Raw genomic sequence first — 15,247 nt, forward strand, 5'->3', positions numbered from 1 at the left:
TGCCCAGCCGCCGTGCCAGAGGTCGGCACGCCGTCAGCAATGTCACCAATGCATCGACACCACAATTACGCGCCGGGAGAATACAATGAACTGCTCCGCTGATAGCCGCCCGATCGATCGCACCGATATCCTAGCGCGACTGAAGGGCCTGTCGGCCGCGGAGGACTTCTTCGCCTGCCTTGGCGTCTCCTATGACCCGAAAGTGATGAATGTCTCGCGGCTCCATATCATGAAGCGCGTGGGCCAATACCTTGCCGAAGAAGATTTCTCCGGTCTGCCTAACCAGGTAATCGCCGCGCGGGTGCGCGCCAAGCTGGAACGCGCCTACGAAGATTTCGCGACTTCCTCGCCGCTCACGCAACGTGTGTTCAAGGTGCTAAGGGACCACGATCCAAACATATGTCCCGCACCTGGCCGCGCCTTCGTCCCGCTCGACTCTGCACTGAAGCGGTTCGGAAAGTAATGAGCCCGACACGGCTGCGACGCGACAATGTCGAGAAGTCGACAAATCCAGTCCTCATGACGCCTCCTCGGAAGCAAACGAAGCCACCTTCTGGAATAGAGGCAGGAAGACGACTTGGCATGAACGATGCAGGCAATGAGGTGAACCGCCAAGCACGAATCCGGACTGGGAGCTTAGAGAAACCGCCAATGCATATCGTAGTCTGCATCAAGCAGGTGCCGGATTCGGCACAGATCCGCGTGCACCCGGTGACGAACACGATCATGCGTCAGGGTGTTCCGACCATCATCAATCCTTACGACCTGTTCGCCCTGGAAGAAGCGCTCAAACTGCGCGACGTTCATGGTGGCGAGGTTACTGTGCTCACAATGGGTCCGCCCATGGCGGAGGACTCGCTGCGAAAGGCGCTCGGTTACGGTGCTGACCGAGCAGTTCTCTTGACGGACCGCTATTTTGCCGGATCCGATACGCTGGCGACTTCCTTTGCTCTTTCGCAAGCAATCGCAAAAATTGGGGAGACTTTCGGCAGGCCGGACATCGTCTTCACCGGCAAGCAGACGATTGACGGCGATACCGCCCAGGTCGGACCGGGCATAGCCAAGCGCCTAGATTTATCGCAACTTACCTATGTCGCGAAGATTGCCTCCATCGACCGCGATACGCGAGAGATCGAAGTCGCGCGTCGCGCCGAAGGCGGCACCCAGTTGCTGAAGAGCAGACTCCCTTGCCTCATTACAATGCTGGAAGACACCAACGAAATCCGCCGGGGCTCGCTCCAGCAGGCTCTGTGCGCGGCGCGCAGCCAAGTCGTGAAGTGGACTGCAGCCGACGCCGGCATTGACGATCTCACCCGGTGCGGTCTGCGTGGCTCGCCTACAGTCGTCAAGCGTGTTTTCGCCCCCACCGCACGGGCAGAAAGGGCGGCGCAGATCGACACCGCGGAAAGGGGCTTGCAGGACATAGCCGATGAACTCATCGCCGATATCTTAACCCGCCGGCCGGCGCTGGAACATGAGCTGGCCTTCAACAGCGGCACGTGACGGCCAGGAGCAGAAAATGTCGACCGCAAGCCAAACTACCCCTCGCATTGCCCCCGGCCGTGCCGGTGTAAAGAAAGAACTTCCCGACCGTTTCAAAGACTACCGGCACGTGTGGGTCTTCCTCGAGCTCGAACGCGGCAATGTGCATCCTGTATCATTCGAACTGCTGGGCGAAGGCCGCAAATTAGCCGACAAGCTTGAAGTCCAGCTCGCGGGCGTCGTGCTGGGACCGCCGGGCGAGATGGTCGAGGACGCTGTTGCCGAGGCCTTCGCTTACGGGGCGGATCTTGTCTACATCGTCGATGCGCCGCCGCTCGCCGACTACCGGAACGAGCCGTTCGCCAAGGCGCTCACGGATCTGGTCAATACCCATAAACCCGAAATCCTCCTTCTCGGCGCGACCACACTGGGCAGGGATCTTGCAGGCTCGGTAGCGACGACCCTGCAGACGGGGCTCACGGCCGACTGCACCGAACTTGATGTAGATTCCGACGGTTCACTCGCCGCGACCCGTCCGACTTTTGGTGGCTCATTGTTGTGTACGATCTATACACTAAATTACCGGCCGCAAATGGCGACGGTGCGACCAAGGGTCATGCCTATGCCGCAACGGGTGGATAAGCCGGTCGGGCGTGTCATGCGGCACAAGCTGTCGCTCGTTGAGGACGATATCGTCACCAAAGTCCTCGGCTTCCTACCGGATAACCAGTCGGCAATGGCAAATCTTGCCTATGCGGATGTCGTGGTTGCGGGAGGCCTCGGTCTCGGAGCGGCGGAGAACCTTCAGCTTGTGAAGAATCTTGCCCGAGCGATCGGCGCCGAGCATGGCTGTTCGCGCCCCTTGGTCCAGAAGGGCTGGATGCCGGCTGATCGACAGATTGGACAAACTGGCAAGACCATTCGACCGAAGCTTTACATCGCGGCCGGAATTTCCGGCGCCATCCAGCACCGAGTTGGGGTCGAGGGGGCCGATCTCATCGTCGCGATCAACACCGATCCGAACGCGCCGATTTTCGAGTTCGCCCACCTCGGGATCGTCACGGATGCAATCCGCTTCCTGCCCGCACTGACGGAAGCCTTCACCCGGCGGCTGTCGCCGCACAGTCGAGACAAGCTTGCGAGTTGAGGGAGAGGACATGATTGAACAATTCGATGCCATTGTGGTCGGAGCTGGCATGTCTGGAAACGCAGCTGCTTACACTTTGGCAAGCCAGGGGCTGAAGGTACTGCAGTTGGAGCGCGGGGAATATCCGGGCTCCAAGAACGTCCAGGGTGCCATAATGTACGCGAACATGCTGGAGAAGATCATCCCGGACTTCCGCGATGATGCGCCCCTCGAGCGGCACCTGGTCGAACAGCGACTTTGGGTGATGGACGACACGTCTCACACCGGAATTCATTACCGGTCGGACGACTTCAATGAGGCGAAACCCAACCGCTACACGATCATCCGCGCCCAGTTCGACAAATGGTTTTCCCGCAAGGTGCGCGAGGCTGGCGCGACGGTCCTGTGTGAGACGACCGCGACGGAACTCGTCCGTGATGGCAATGGCAAGGTGATCGGCGTCCGCACAGACCGGGCTGGCGGAGTGGTCTTCGCGAATGTGGTCGTTCTCGCAGAAGGGGTGTCGGGATTGCTTGGCACTCGCGCAGGCCTGCGCGAGATGCCGAAGCCGGAGACCGTGGCGCTTGCCGTCAAGGAAATGCATTTCTTGCCCGAAGAGGTCATTGGCCAGCGGTTCGGTGTCAAGGGCGATGAAGGCTGCGTAATCGAGGCCGTGGGCACGATCTCTCGCAGCATGGCCGGGCTCGGCTTCCTTTACACCAATAAGGAGTCGATTTCACTCGGCATCGGCTGCCTGGTCTCGGATTTCGCCGCGACGATGGAGAGCCCGTCCGCCCTCCTGGATGCGATGAAAAACCATCCTTCGATCCGGCCGCTGATCGCTGGCTCGGAGGTGAAAGAATATGCCGCCCATCTTATCCCCGAAGGTGGTTACAGGGCCATTCCGCAGCTCTTCGGCGACGGTTGGGTCATCGTCGGCGACGCAGCGCAACTGAACAATGCCATTCACCGTGAGGGTTCGAACCTTGCCATGACCTCGGGTCGCGTCGCGGCTGAGGCGATCATCAAAGTCAAAAGCCGCAACGGTCCTATGACCAAAGCGAACCTTGCGCTCTACAAGACGATGCTGGATGACTCCTTTGTGATCAAGGATCTTAAGAAATACAAGGACATGCCAGCCTTACTCCACACCAATTCCAGCAACTTTTTTGACAGCTATCCGCGGTTGATGTCGCATGCCGCTCAGAACTTCATGCGTGTCGACGGCACGCCGAAGATCGAGAAGGAAAAGAACACCACGGCCGCCTTCATCAACGCGCGCTCGCGCTGGGGGTTGGTCAGCGACGCGGTCCGCCTGGCATTGGCATGGCGCTGAAGAGGGTACAAGATGACGATCGCAGTGACGAAGGTTCGTGTCGAGGACAAACTTTACCAGAACCGCTATCTGGTCGATTCCGGCCGCCCCCATATCATAGTGCGACCGCACGACAAGCCAAGCGCGAACTTGCTTGCCTTGACCTACGTCTGTCCGGCGAAATGCTATGAGTTGAATGACAAGGGTCAAGTCGAGATCACCGCCGACGGCTGCATGGAATGCGGCACCTGCCGGATATTGTGCGAGAAAGGCGGCGACATCGAGTGGAACTATCCGCGCGGCGGCTTTGGTGTCCTGTTCAAGTTCGGATGATCAGCCGGTGCCAAGAGCATGCCGGCAGCGAGCAACTGCGGCACACCATGAGCCTCTCCATCCACTTGCAAAGAGCTAGTGAATATTGGCCTTTCGCAATTCAAATTTCCTTGACTCGTTAGCGGTGTCCTCAGGCCACGGCGCTGCCCTGTGCGCCGGACTTATCACCGGTCACGTGGTCGAGCCCCTTTGGGACAACGCCCGGCCATCGTGCCGGATGGCAGCCACAACGGCCGGTGAGCAAGTGGAACGGCACAACCCATGGCAAAGACGTATGTGCTAGTGCATGGTGCCTGGCATGGCGGATGGTGTTGGCGGGACGTGGCTGCCAATCTTCGCAAGATGGGATGCCACGTGACCACGCCGACCAGGTGTCGGCGAACGCGCACATTTGCTGTGCAAGGACATCACGCCCGACACATTCGTGACCGACATCGTCAACCACATTGTGACGGAAGAGCTGAGCGATGTGATCCTTGTCGGTCACAGTCTAGGCGGCATCAGCATCACCGGCGCCGCCGACCGGATACCCGACCATATCAGCCATCTCGTTTATCTCGACGGCGCCATCGTCGAGAGCGGTCAAAGTGTATTCAGCACCATGCCCCCCGACATCGTCGCCGCCCGTCGAAAATTGGTTGCGGAGGAAGGACGGGGTATCTTCATGCCTGGAACGTACTCGGTTCGAAAGCCTGCTTTCAGCATGAGGATCGTAAGATGACGGTCTTCACCGAAGTCGCTTGGTTTCCCCCTGAACAGCTGCGTCTCGTATTGATCCAGCAGAGAAAGGAGACAAGACCGGCGGTACATTGCACATGGGCCGCAGCAGCACATGACCGCACCAAAGCGACCTTGCGCCGCGCGCTCCTCATTGCAAGCCAGCCAGTATTCCATATCGATCAATCGGGTCAACCAAGTGTCGCTGCGGTTGTATGCCGTCAGCTGGCCCATGGCCGCTCCGACCATGGAATCCCGCATTTTTACTGCAAGCTTTGTGATGACGTCGGACGCAAGTGTCGTGTCAGAGTCGACGCTGAGCACGAAATCTCCAGATGAGCGGCGGATGGCGGCGATCTGCGCCTTGCGTTTGCCAACATTCTCGCGGAGCAGAATGAAATTGAATCTCGGGTCGCCCTCGTAGGCGTGATGTACCGGGATGACGGCATTACGATTTCCAGAACCGTCGTCAACCAGATAGACCTGAAATGTTCCGGCGTAATCTTGATTTGCAATGGAAGCTAAACACGCCGCGAGTGTGCGCGGGTCCTCATTGTAGCAGGGGATAATGACATCCACGCTCGGCCAACGGTCGGATCCGAACAAGCTTTCCGACGGCGGCGTAACATTTTCCGGTTGGGAGTAGACCGCTTGCATGCCTCTGTAAACAGTCGAGAGCACCGCATAAGACGAAACGGCAACAGTACTGGCTGTGGTGAGAAGGTCCATAGGATCTCTGTTTGTTCAGGGGTGTTGAGGAAGTGATCGGATTACAAATCCGCGGCCGTGCAATTCTGGAATTAGGCGTGACAACGCTGTCACCGTCTGGTCGCGCAGACTGGCTTGATTGCCTGGTTGCAATTCGTCGGGAGCGCACCCGTCGTGCAACAGCACGATTGCGCCCGGCCGGATATCGGCGAGCACTCTGTCGACGATGGCGTCAACGCCGGGGCGAGACCAGTCGCGTGGATCAATGGACCAATGGACGGGCGTCAATGCCGCACCCGCTGATGCAGCGATTACTTCTTCGGTCCAGATGCCATACGGTGCACGAAAGTACCGAACCATGGCCTGCGGGCAAGCCATCCCTATGACTCTGTTTGCCTCAACTATCTGGCAGTCGACTTCGACGGACCCGCATTTGGCCAGGTCCGGATGAGTCATCGTGTGGTTGGCTATACCGTGCCCGTCTGTAATAATTCGGCGAACGAGTTCCGGCTCGTCGGCCGCGTAGGCCCCAACAACGAAGAAGGTCGCCGTCACCTGATGTTGCGCCAGCACATTGAGTATCTGCGGTGTGAAAAATGAATTGGGACCATCGTCAAACGTCAGATAGACGCTGCGCTCTGCAGTGCCATCGGCATTGTCACTCTGCCCTTCGCATATGTAGTCCAGAGGCTTCATAGTTCCGGACCGTTCCGGTCGATCAGGGTACCGGACGGCCACTCGTCCATCGAGCGTCCGATCGGCGAAACCAACACGAGTACGTCTTCCAGGCGCGTGGGCGGCAGGTCGGGATGCACATCTGGACGGGTCGATCGTACGCGAACGCCCGACACAATGTTCGCGAGGCCGGCTCTGCAGAATCTTTCGACATGGTTTCGCAGCGCGTGCCGAACCGTGCCGAAACCGAATGGAACACCCAACTGATGGAGCACTGGGTACGCCACGCGCATCGAAAAACCGATTCCGAGCCCTTCAAGATCCGGACGAACCGCGTACAGGCCCAATTCAGCGACGATCAAGTCGACCTCGCCAACTTTGATGAAGCGCCGCAGCATGCCGATGTGAGCCGCTACCCCATGCGCGTCGTAGCCGATTGCGCGGAATTCCGGCCTCGCGCCGGCCCAACTGCGGCCGCCTTCGAATGGCTCCGCGTTGAAGGCGCCAGTCCGTCCATAGGTCTTTCGAAAAAAGTCGGAGAGTTCGACATGGTCGGCCAGTTGCAGCTCATTTTCCCAGCACAACTTCCAATCGACATTCGGGCGCATGGAAGACCTCACCTTGGAGCTGTCTGGTTGAGATAAATGTTCAAGCATTGGTTAAATAATTGGCATCGCACCAACGGGGCGTAACTTGTGGAGACCGCCGAAAGACCAAGCCGTAATGCAGATGCGACTGACTTTGTGCGCCCCGCACACCAGATGATGCTCATCGGATCCAACGCAACCATGGGAACTACCTATCTTTCCAACTTGAAGCGCCTCTATGGGACCTGCAGCAAAAACGGTAAAATCCTTTGTTTAGATGAAAGGTATCCACGCTTTGGATAACTGGGCGAATGCGTTCCATATGGCTGGTCAATTATCGTCGTCACGCTCGAGGCACTTCTGACGAAGCGCAAAGCTCACGCCCGCGGCACGCGCGGCCGTTGCCGGGCCGCGCGATTATCTCCGTAAGAGCCGAGCGGAGCTCAGACACGACGATTGATCAGAATCTGATTCGCGGGTTCAGTATCTCTTTCGTGTATCCAGCTCTGGGCTGTCCTTTGGCGGGAGTTAGGTTCGCCCAGGTTCTGAGCCTGGGGCGTCGGCCCGTTCGCCGCACAGGCTCCTTCGCACATCGTCGAGGCCGAGAAAGAGGGGGCCACACAGCTCCCCCTGTACTTTCCACCACCCGACACCAGCGCTCACCCAGGGCGCCGGCCTTGCTCACCTCAACGGATAGCGCACTCGCGCCGCTTCACGATTAAAAGAATTCTACAAGCAGATGCCTGTTTGATCGTGAGACGTCCGCTGCCAATTCCCGCATCGCAGAGGCAGCCAATAGCGCTCGCTTCACATAGTGGTCCGGCAAGCAGCTAGATACGACAGGTGACCTCAAATGAGGCGTCTTGCATGGCTTCTACACCTGCCTGAATGCCAGAACTGCGTTCGTACCGCCCATGGCGAAGGCGTTGCTCATGGCGACGCGCACCTTGCGCTCGCGCGGCACATTGGGTGTGATGTCGAGGTCGCAAGCGGGATCTGGCTCGCGATAGTTGGCGGTCGGCGGCACGACGTCCTCTTGGATTGCCATCACGCAGGCGATCATTTCAAGCGCGCTCGCTGCGCCGAGGCAATGCGCGTGCGTGGACTTGGTGGAAGAGATGGACATCAAATAAGCGTGGTTTCCAAACACACGCTTGATCGCCGCCGTTTCAGTCTGATCATTGCTTTTGGTACCGGTGCCGTGCGCGTTGAGGTAGTCGACGTCCTCGGCATTCAGCCCGGCATCGGCAAGGCAGGCGCGCATCGCCGACGCTGGCCCCTCGACAGATGGCGCGGCAATGTGGAAGGCATCGGCGGAAAGGCCGACGCCGGCGATCTCGGCAAGAATTGTGGCACCACGCCTCGTGGCATGCTCGTAGCTTTCCAGCACGGCCATGCCCGCACCCTCGCCCAGCACCAGGCCCTTCCTATCGGCGGAGAAGGGCCGGCAGGTATCGGGTGAAAGCACGCGCATTGCTTCCCATGCTTTCAGCACGCCCCATGCGAAGGGTGCGTCGCTGCCTCCGGAAACCATTACGTCGGCCCGGCCCAGCTTGATCTGGTCCACCGCCGAGGCGATCGCATGGTTGGCCGAGGCACATGCGGAGGTCACCCCGAAGACCGGCCCGCGCAAGCCGAGGCTCAAGCTAAGATGGACGGAAGCGGCGCTGGGCATCACCTTTACTCCAGTGAAGAGTTCAGCACGGATTGCGCTACCCAAAAGCAGTGAGCGGTAAGTTTGTTCTGTTGCGTATGAACCGGTAAATCCGACGCCCACTGTCGCGCCGAAGCGATGGGCATTCCCCTCGTCCCAGGAAAGTCCGGCCTGCCGCATGGCTTCGCGCGCTGCAAGCACGGCGAGCAAGCTGAAGCGGTCCATGGAGATGAGATGCCCCCGGTTGATGTCGTGCTGGGGCAGCGCCTTGATCTCAGCGCCGGTCATGCCCTCCAGGTCATGAAGCTCGGAATTGGCGATCGGGCCGATGGCGGAGCGGCCTTCGCGCATCTCTTTCCACATAGAGGCGGCGTCGGTGCCCAGTCCGCACAGGCCGCCCACTCCGGTGATAACGACGCGCCTGTCCATTCAAGCCTCCTTCGCAAGCAAGCCGCGGACGGCTTCCACGACGTCGCCGACATTCTTGAGATTGGACCAGGCATCGGCCGTGTTCATGTCGATCTTGATGCCGTAGGCCTGCTCCACATCCCAGAGGACGTCCGCCAAACCCAGCGAATCAAACCCGAGCGCGTCCAGTTCCGTGGCGATTGTTATCTCGCCGACGAATGACGCAGGCATTCCCTCACCGCTCTCCGACTCGGCGCGTTTCTTGATCAGGGCAATGACGTCCGTTGCGAATTGATCGGCCATTCTGTTTCCTGTCTTTCTTTCCCGCGTTTCGACCTGGACGCGGCTCAGTTCCTGAGGCGCGCCGCGTCGCGAAAGCCATCACGCTTGGGCAACTGACAAAGCCCAATGCTCATAAAGCCGGATCAGGTCCGGCCGGTGTGTGGCGTAGGTGCAGTATGACGATGTGAGCCGCTACACCGTGCGCGTCTCCCAGTCTGTCCATAGACTCGGAAGAAGTCGGACCCGGTCAGTTGCAACTCCCTTTCCCAGCACTCCACTGCCCGGTAGAGCGCATGAAAAATCTCCTTTCGGGCGGTTTCTGTTCTGCCCATGCAGGATTCCAGAACATTGATGAAATCGTTTGTTTCGATGAAAGGCATCCACACTTTGGATGGTTGACACGCGTTTCAAAGATCGTGAACTACATCTCGTCGTTGTGCTCGACGCACTCCCGACAGAGCGCAACCTCATGGGCGCGGCATGCAGGATTAACCGAGCCCAGCCGGTCATGAGTGCGGCCGGCCGGGTCGGGCGATAGGCAGTCATGCCCTGCCCTTCCTGCGGGTCAAGCACTCCGAAAAAACATTTCCCCCATAAATGCTAGATCTTCCGTTGCCTTTTCGCGGGCTTCTGCGTGAGGTGAGGCACGCCATCCATGGCATGTGGCACACGCACGCGATGCCAGTGCACGGTCGTTTTCTCGGCAAGGCCGTTCTCTACCTCGACCCGCACGCGCTCGCCCTGACGGACCCGGATTTCCGGGCCTGGAACGGGCCTTCGGCGCGCAATCGAGCCCGGTTCACCCGGCCCAATGGCGTCCACTTTGGGGGCGCATGCACTGCAGACCCGCTGGACCTGATCCGGGAGAGGATGGGCGCGGCGATTGGAATAGCTATGAAAGCGCATCGGACCGTGGAACTGCGCGCGCAGACTTTCGGAGGAAGGCTCGCTTTTAAACGTTATCGTGCAACTCTGACCGTTCTTCGCCTTGGCGGGTGCCGCGGAAGAATCCCGGGTTCTGCGAGCGCTGCGAGAACACCTGCGGTCGATCCTGTACCACAATCTCGCGAAGCTCGATGCTCTCTACAAACGATGTCTTGGATTCTCACGCCCTTATTTCAGCACTTCGCTCGCTTGCCCGACTCGGCCGCGGTCAGCCTTCACCGCCAATTTTATTGGCGCAGCGACGTTCCTATCGGTTCAGGCGAAGCTTCTTGAACCTGCCGCTCTCTCGTTGCCCTGGCACGATTAATCGTCCTCTCAGTCTGTCATTGGCGGAGTCGCTCCTGAGGCGCGCGCCGGCGAGTTCGAGGAGCGCGTGGCTATCTCCTCGGTCCAGCCGGATTCCGCTGCGCGCTCAGCCAATTCCTGGAAGGCCGATTCCAAGGCGAGCTGGCATTGAAGGCCGCGGTCCGGATGGTCGACTAGCTTGGTTCCACGATCGCAATGCTTGATCGCTTCATTGCAGGCCATGGGCTCTCGCCCTCTCCTTTTGCCACACGAGGCGCCAGCTCACGTGTTGTGCGCCCCGGCAACCGCTTTCACCAGCCGCTCCAGCGATCCCGCGCGCTCCAGCTCCGCAAAGAATGATGCGGCGTGACGCTACCCAGCCGGTGCTTCTCGGCCATTTGCACACATAGGGATAGTCGACCATGAAATCGGACCGAGGCGAGGCGTTGGACGTTTCAGTCTTGGTCTGAATGCGCCGCCCACGAGCCGATCGGCCTTCTCGATGATTTGGCGCACCCTCGTTGTCGACAAGCCATGTTCCTGAGCCAGGTCGGCGAAACTCTTGCCCTTCAGAAAGCCGTCGACCAGGGCTATGTTCCTATCGACGGTCGGCTAAATCCCAGCAGGCGCGCGCAGTTTTCCGGCATCATTCCGTTTGTTCATCCGCTTGTCCGCGCCCCCTGCAAATCCTACCGGGCCAAATCGGTGCTTGGAAGACCCACTCATGTCATGGCCTCGGGAAAGTACAAGGCCGACGGTTATGTGAATACGAAAGATGCTGGCGATCACCATGATCGTTGGTGACCGCTGACCTCCCCAATGTCGGCTTCGACGGCACACCGGGAGCTCTCGGCAATGTTGAATAATTCCGTTTGAAGATGGTTGACTTCGTCGTCGAGGCTCGATCCATCAGGATCGGTATCGACGATTCTATATTTGAGAAACCCAAATTCGTTTGACTCGCGCAATTCGCTGTACGGCGTATCATCGCAAGCGCGGGATTCCGACATCCTGCGAAGTGCCCGCGTTGCTGGAATCGATTTTGCGGAAGTAAAAAGGCCCCGGCGCTGGGTCGGCGCGCAGGGCCTTCAGGCATGTACGAGCTACCAGCATGTCCAGTTATGATCGTGCGCTATCATAATGAACAAACGGTGAATGATCGCTATCCGAGGTGCAGGGCGGGCGAGATGGTGGGGCGGTGGGGGACCTGTACCGCTGCAGCGGGGCCACGAGCAGCGACTCGAGCCATGCGCCACGCTGCAGGACCTCGATTTCGGGCCAAGCCTCGAGCCCGCAACTCGCCTTGCTTCTCGGAAATCATAAGGCTTTGTGGGGCGGTTAAGCAGCGCGATATGGCCGCGGCGATACGAAGTTTTCATCTTTACCCTGTTCAGACGGTCAGGCTGCCTTCGCCGCCGGCTTGGCTGCCTTGACATGGGTTATACTGCGGCGACCGTCGACGCCGATCGGAACGTCACCGTCAACCGTAGCGCGACGCACAACCCGGTGCTGGTCGCCATAGTCGTTGACCGCATAATGCTGGTTAGCACGGTTGTCCCAGATAGCGACGTCGCCTACTTGCCAGCGCCACCGCACGGTATTTTCCGGGGCAGTGACGTAGGACTGGAACACCTCGTAGAGTTTGGCGGAATCGCTCTTGGAAAGGCCGACGAGGCGCTGCACGAAATTGCCGAGCAGCAGCGACTTCTCCCCGGTTTCCGGATGGACGCGCACGACCGGATGCTCGGTCTCGTAGATCGTCGATGTGAAAACTTCCTCGAAGTGCTTCTTCTCTTCGGCTGTGGCGCGCGGGCGCACGGCTGCGTAGTCGTAGGCATTGCTATGAATAGCCCACAGATTGTCCGCCAATATTTTGAGCGGCGCCGGCAGATTCTCGTACGCGGCGTGCGTGTTGGACCAGATCGTGTCGCCCCCCGCCGCCGGAATGACGACGCCACGTAGGACCGAGAATTTCGGATAGGCATCGACGAAAGTCACATCGGTATGCCACTGGTCTGCCCTGCCACCGCCACGGCCGGAATCGAGATTGAGGATTGAGGCCGTGCCGGCTGCCGGCCCCTGCGTGGGATGAGGTACAAGGTTACCCAGACGCCGCGCGAACAATTCCTGCTCCGCATCGTCGAGATGCTCCTGGCCGCGGAAGAAGATCACCTTGTGTTTTAGAAGAAGCTGGTTGATGGCTGCTATCGCTGCGTCCGAAAGGTCTCCACCAAGGCGAACTCCTCTGATTTCAGCTCCAACACGGCTGGTCAGCGGTACAACGTCGGAGTCAGGAATTCTCTTCGTCAAGCTCGAAAGCCAAAATCCCGGCGGATCGATCAAGGATCGCATTGCGTTGTCGATGATCGTTAATGCCGAACAGCGTGGCCAGCTCGCGCCGGGCGGTACAATCATCGAAGCGACCGCTGGCAACACAGGGCTCGGCCTGGCCTGGCGGCACGAAGCGCGTGATCGCGTGTCCAAAAGCTGACAGCGTCAGACAAATGTCAGGTTCATTACAACCAACATCTGGGCACTGACGAGGTTTTTCGAAGCAATGGGCGCTAACTGCGCGCTGAGCGCGTTGGCATGGCTTTTGAGACTGAGTGACTGTGACTGCACTTAATGGGGCAAGACGAGCGATGCGCTCCTCCCTGAACCCGTGTGCCGTCTCTGAGAGGAAACCAGCTCGTGCAGAAACCTTTGGAAATAGCTTTGGACCGCAACGTGGTATTGCAGATGGAGTCCCCGGCTCCTTCGATTAGAGTCGAGAACTGGCTGCATGGCGAGCCCCTCACGAGCTTTGAGCCCGGCAAGTGTACATAGTCGAATTTTGGGCAACTTGGTGCGGCCCATGTGTGGACGGGATGCCCCATCTGATCCAGCTGCAGGGCGTCGCCAGGCGCGCCATCTGGACAGCAGGAGCTGGACTATGGGCAAGGTAACAGGCTTTCTCGAAATCGACCGGCAGGTGCACAAGTACCAGCCGGCCTCCGACCGCATCCGGCATTTCCGTGAATTCACGCTGCCGATGTCGGACAAGGAGGTCGAGAAACAGGCCGCGCGCTGCATGGATTGCGGCATTCCGTTCTGCCACGGGCCAACGGGCTGTCCCATCCACAACCAGATCCCGGACTGGAACGACCTCGTCTACAATGGCGACTGGGACAATGCGATCCGCAACCTGCATTCGACCAACAATTTCCCGGAATTCACCGGCCGCATCTGCCCCGCACCTTGCGAGGAAGCCTGCACGCTGAACCTCGAGGACATTCCCGTCGCCATCAAGACGGTCGAGCAGGCGATCGCCGACAAGGCTTACGAGACCGGCCATATCAGGCCCTATCCGCCGGAGAAGAAGACCGGCAAGCGCGTCGCCGTCATCGGCTCCGGCCCGGCCGGCATGTCGGCTGCCCAGCAGCTCGGCCGCGCCGGCCACGACGTCCATGTCTATGAGCGCGAGAGCCGGCCCGGCGGGCTGATGCGTTACGGCATTCCCGACTTCAAGATCGAGAAGCACTATATCGACCGGCGCATCGAGCAGATGCAGGGCGAGGGCGTCACCTTCCATTGCGGCGTCAATGTCGGCGTCGACAAGCCGGTTGCCGAGCTGCTCGCCGAACATGACGCGGTGCTTTATTGCGGCGGTTCCGAAACGCCGCGCGCGGCCGGCATTCCCGGCGACGATCTCGGCGGCGTGCATGACGCGATGCCCTATCTGGTGCAGCAGAACAGGCGTGTCGGCGGCGAACCGATCCAGTCGGTGGCGTGGCCGTCGCATCCGATCCTCGCCGGCGGCCAGCATGTGGTCGTCGTCGGCGGCGGCGATACCGCGTCCGACTGCGTCGGCACCGCCTTCCGCCAGGGCGCGGTCCGCGTCACCCAGCTCGACATCCGTCCGCAGCCGCCGGAAAAGGAAGACAAGCTTTCGGTCTGGCCCTACTGGGCGACCAAGATGCGCACCTCGTCCTCGCAGGCCGAAGGCGCCGAGCGCGAGTTTCAGGTGGCGACGCTCGAGTTCATCGGCGAAGACGGCCAGCTGACCGGGGTCAAATGCTGCGAGGTCGACGAAAAGCGCAAGCCGATCGCCGGCAGCGAATTCGTCATTCGTGCCGATCTCGCGTTCATCGCCATCGGCTTTGCCGGGCCAGCCGCTCGCGGGCCGGTGTCGGAACTGGCCGGCCAGATGAAGATCGCCATTGACAGCCGCCGCTCGAAGAATGTCGAGGCCAATGACCGGGACTACAGGACCAGCGTCGAAAAGCTCTATGCGGCGGGCGACGTGCGGCGCGGCCAGTCGCTGGTCGTCTGGGCGATCCGCGAGGGCCGCCAGGCGGCGCGCGCCATCGATGAGGCGCTGATGGGATCGAGCGTGCTGCCGCGCTGAGTCCGTCTCGAGACCCTACTTGTGCGGCCACCTGAAGGCGCTTTCCGCCCTTCCGCTGCCCCGGGCAGCTTACGGACTGATCGCCGTGGTCGTTTCGGTTGTGGCCCCGGCCGCAGGCTGCCGCCTTGGCGGCCAAGAAAAATCGTCGGCGCGGCCGGGCGAAGCAGCGCTGGGTTTAAGTGCTTGGGGTGACACGGCGTGATCTCCGCCGTTGGCGGGAACAGGGCAGTGCAATAGTACTGCCCTGTTCCTTTTGATCAGAGGCCAGTGCGGATTTCTTCGGCAAGCGCCCTCAACGTCGTCTCGACGTCATCGCCGTTTGCCATCTTCTGCATCGCCACGG

Annotated in this window: 14 protein-coding genes and 3 pseudogenes; 10 read left to right on the plus strand and 7 right to left on the minus strand. The window is 60.0% G+C overall.

Translation table 11 applies throughout. The features are described 5' to 3' along the window. Nucleotides 1-85 precede the first annotated feature (85 nt). The 6 genes from nifW to NP945_RS32040 all read left to right on the plus strand — a co-directional run bounded on the left by nifW (nucleotide 86) and on the right by NP945_RS32040 (nucleotide 4,977). A complete protein-coding gene (gene nifW, locus NP945_RS26645; protein WP_024505239.1) occupies nucleotides 86-463 on the plus strand; it encodes a nitrogenase stabilizing/protective protein NifW in 378 nt (125 codons plus the stop codon). Between the two features lie 188 nt (nucleotides 464-651). After that, nucleotides 652-1,503: an electron transfer flavoprotein subunit beta/FixA family protein gene (locus NP945_RS26650; RefSeq protein ID WP_024505238.1), complete on the plus strand. Its 852-nt coding sequence runs from the start codon at nucleotides 652-654 to the stop codon at nucleotides 1,501-1,503. A 16-nt stretch (nucleotides 1,504-1,519) separates the two neighbouring features. After that, nucleotides 1,520-2,629 (plus strand): electron transfer flavoprotein subunit alpha/FixB family protein, encoded by a 1,110-nt coding sequence (locus NP945_RS26655; protein ID WP_024505237.1) that lies wholly within the window; start codon nucleotides 1,520-1,522, stop codon nucleotides 2,627-2,629. Between the two features lie 10 nt (nucleotides 2,630-2,639). After that, nucleotides 2,640-3,944, plus strand: a complete 1,305-nt coding sequence (locus tag NP945_RS26660; RefSeq protein ID WP_024505236.1) for an FAD-binding protein — start codon at nucleotides 2,640-2,642, stop codon at nucleotides 3,942-3,944. A gap of 12 nt (nucleotides 3,945-3,956) precedes the next feature. Next, nucleotides 3,957-4,256: a ferredoxin family protein gene (locus tag NP945_RS26665; protein WP_024505235.1), complete on the plus strand. Its 300-nt coding sequence runs from the start codon at nucleotides 3,957-3,959 to the stop codon at nucleotides 4,254-4,256. 391 nt (nucleotides 4,257-4,647) lie between these two features. Then, nucleotides 4,648-4,977: an alpha/beta fold hydrolase gene (locus NP945_RS32040; RefSeq protein ID WP_372337993.1), complete on the plus strand. Its 330-nt coding sequence runs from the start codon at nucleotides 4,648-4,650 to the stop codon at nucleotides 4,975-4,977. Here NP945_RS32040 and NP945_RS26670 read toward each other — a convergent pair. From NP945_RS26670 to NP945_RS32045, 6 genes and pseudogenes are all read right to left on the minus strand, one after another. Next, nucleotides 4,926-5,702, minus strand: a pseudogene (locus NP945_RS26670) (glycosyltransferase); the annotation flags it as partial. The gene NP945_RS32040 and the pseudogene NP945_RS26670 overlap by 52 nt on opposite strands. 15 nt (nucleotides 5,703-5,717) lie before the next feature. Continuing rightward, the gene (gene nodB / locus NP945_RS26675) at nucleotides 5,718-6,377 is read right to left on the minus strand and encodes a chitooligosaccharide deacetylase NodB (RefSeq protein WP_024505874.1); all 660 of its coding nucleotides are present in this window, start codon (nucleotides 6,375-6,377) and stop codon (nucleotides 5,718-5,720) included. Beyond that, entirely contained in the window at nucleotides 6,374-6,964 is a 591-nt protein-coding gene (locus tag NP945_RS26680) for a NodA family N-acyltransferase (RefSeq protein ID WP_256748003.1), read from the minus strand. The genes nodB and NP945_RS26680 overlap by 4 nt, the downstream gene beginning before the upstream one ends. 853 nt (nucleotides 6,965-7,817) lie before the next feature. Continuing rightward, nucleotides 7,818-9,026: a beta-ketoacyl synthase gene (locus tag NP945_RS26685; RefSeq protein WP_126057631.1), complete on the minus strand. Its 1,209-nt coding sequence runs from the start codon at nucleotides 9,024-9,026 to the stop codon at nucleotides 7,818-7,820. Then, nucleotides 9,027-9,308 (minus strand): acyl carrier protein, encoded by a 282-nt coding sequence (locus tag NP945_RS26690; protein WP_029356603.1) that lies wholly within the window; start codon nucleotides 9,306-9,308, stop codon nucleotides 9,027-9,029. A gap of 579 nt (nucleotides 9,309-9,887) precedes the next feature. Then, complete coding sequence (locus NP945_RS32045) at nucleotides 9,888-10,193, minus strand: multicopper oxidase domain-containing protein (protein ID WP_370451711.1); 306 nt, start codon at nucleotides 10,191-10,193, stop codon at nucleotides 9,888-9,890. A gap of 858 nt (nucleotides 10,194-11,051) precedes the next feature. On the opposite strand from NP945_RS32045, the gene NP945_RS26705 reads away from it, so the two are divergent. After that, a complete protein-coding gene (locus tag NP945_RS26705; protein WP_024504272.1) occupies nucleotides 11,052-11,321 on the plus strand; it encodes a hypothetical protein in 270 nt (89 codons plus the stop codon). A gap of 594 nt (nucleotides 11,322-11,915) precedes the next feature. Here the strand turns inward: NP945_RS26705 and NP945_RS26710 are convergent. After that, nucleotides 11,916-12,869, minus strand: coding sequence for a TauD/TfdA family dioxygenase (locus NP945_RS26710; RefSeq protein ID WP_024504271.1), 954 nt, complete (start codon nucleotides 12,867-12,869; stop codon nucleotides 11,916-11,918). On the opposite strand from NP945_RS26710, the pseudogene NP945_RS26715 reads away from it, so the two are divergent. The 3 genes and pseudogenes from NP945_RS26715 to NP945_RS26725 form a co-directional block, all read left to right on the plus strand. After that, nucleotides 12,784-12,969, plus strand: a pseudogene (locus NP945_RS26715) (pyridoxal-phosphate dependent enzyme); the annotation flags it as partial. The gene NP945_RS26710 and the pseudogene NP945_RS26715 overlap by 86 nt on opposite strands. Nucleotides 12,970-13,256: 287 nt before the next feature. Beyond that, nucleotides 13,257-13,408 (plus strand): annotated as a pseudogene (locus NP945_RS26720) (TlpA family protein disulfide reductase); the annotation flags it as partial. Between the two features lie 41 nt (nucleotides 13,409-13,449). After that, on the plus strand, nucleotides 13,450-14,904 hold the full coding sequence (locus NP945_RS26725) for a glutamate synthase subunit beta (RefSeq protein WP_024504270.1): 1,455 nt from the start codon (nucleotides 13,450-13,452) through the stop codon (nucleotides 14,902-14,904). The last annotated feature ends 343 nt before the right edge of the window (nucleotides 14,905-15,247 follow it).

It is taken from the genome of Mesorhizobium sp. LMG17149 (assembly GCF_024518695.1).
Lineage (GTDB): Bacteria > Pseudomonadota > Alphaproteobacteria > Rhizobiales > Rhizobiaceae > Mesorhizobium.

Excerpts from the sequence above, each read along its gene's own strand:
- nifW (WP_024505239.1), top strand. The coding sequence starts at position 86 with ATGAACTGCTCCGCTGATAGCCGCCCGATCGATCGCACCGATATCCTA.
- NP945_RS26710 (WP_024504271.1), bottom strand. The coding sequence starts at position 12,869 with ATGCGATCCTTGATCGATCCGCCGGGATTTTGGCTTTCGAGCTTGACG.
- NP945_RS26705 (WP_024504272.1), top strand. The coding sequence starts at position 11,052 with ATGTTCCTGAGCCAGGTCGGCGAAACTCTTGCCCTTCAGAAAGCCGTC.
- nodB (WP_024505874.1), bottom strand. The coding sequence starts at position 6,377 with ATGAAGCCTCTGGACTACATATGCGAAGGGCAGAGTGACAATGCCGAT.
- NP945_RS26725 (WP_024504270.1), top strand. The coding sequence starts at position 13,450 with ATGGGCAAGGTAACAGGCTTTCTCGAAATCGACCGGCAGGTGCACAAG.
- NP945_RS26660 (WP_024505236.1), top strand. The coding sequence starts at position 2,640 with ATGATTGAACAATTCGATGCCATTGTGGTCGGAGCTGGCATGTCTGGA.
- NP945_RS26650 (WP_024505238.1), top strand. The coding sequence starts at position 652 with ATGCATATCGTAGTCTGCATCAAGCAGGTGCCGGATTCGGCACAGATC.
- NP945_RS26690 (WP_029356603.1), bottom strand. The coding sequence starts at position 9,308 with ATGGCCGATCAATTCGCAACGGACGTCATTGCCCTGATCAAGAAACGC.
- NP945_RS26665 (WP_024505235.1), top strand. The coding sequence starts at position 3,957 with ATGACGATCGCAGTGACGAAGGTTCGTGTCGAGGACAAACTTTACCAG.
- NP945_RS26680 (WP_256748003.1), bottom strand. The coding sequence starts at position 6,964 with ATGCGCCCGAATGTCGATTGGAAGTTGTGCTGGGAAAATGAGCTGCAA.
- NP945_RS32045 (WP_370451711.1), bottom strand. The coding sequence starts at position 10,193 with ATGCGCTTTCATAGCTATTCCAATCGCCGCGCCCATCCTCTCCCGGAT.
- NP945_RS26685 (WP_126057631.1), bottom strand. The coding sequence starts at position 9,026 with ATGGACAGGCGCGTCGTTATCACCGGAGTGGGCGGCCTGTGCGGACTG.
- NP945_RS26655 (WP_024505237.1), top strand. The coding sequence starts at position 1,520 with ATGTCGACCGCAAGCCAAACTACCCCTCGCATTGCCCCCGGCCGTGCC.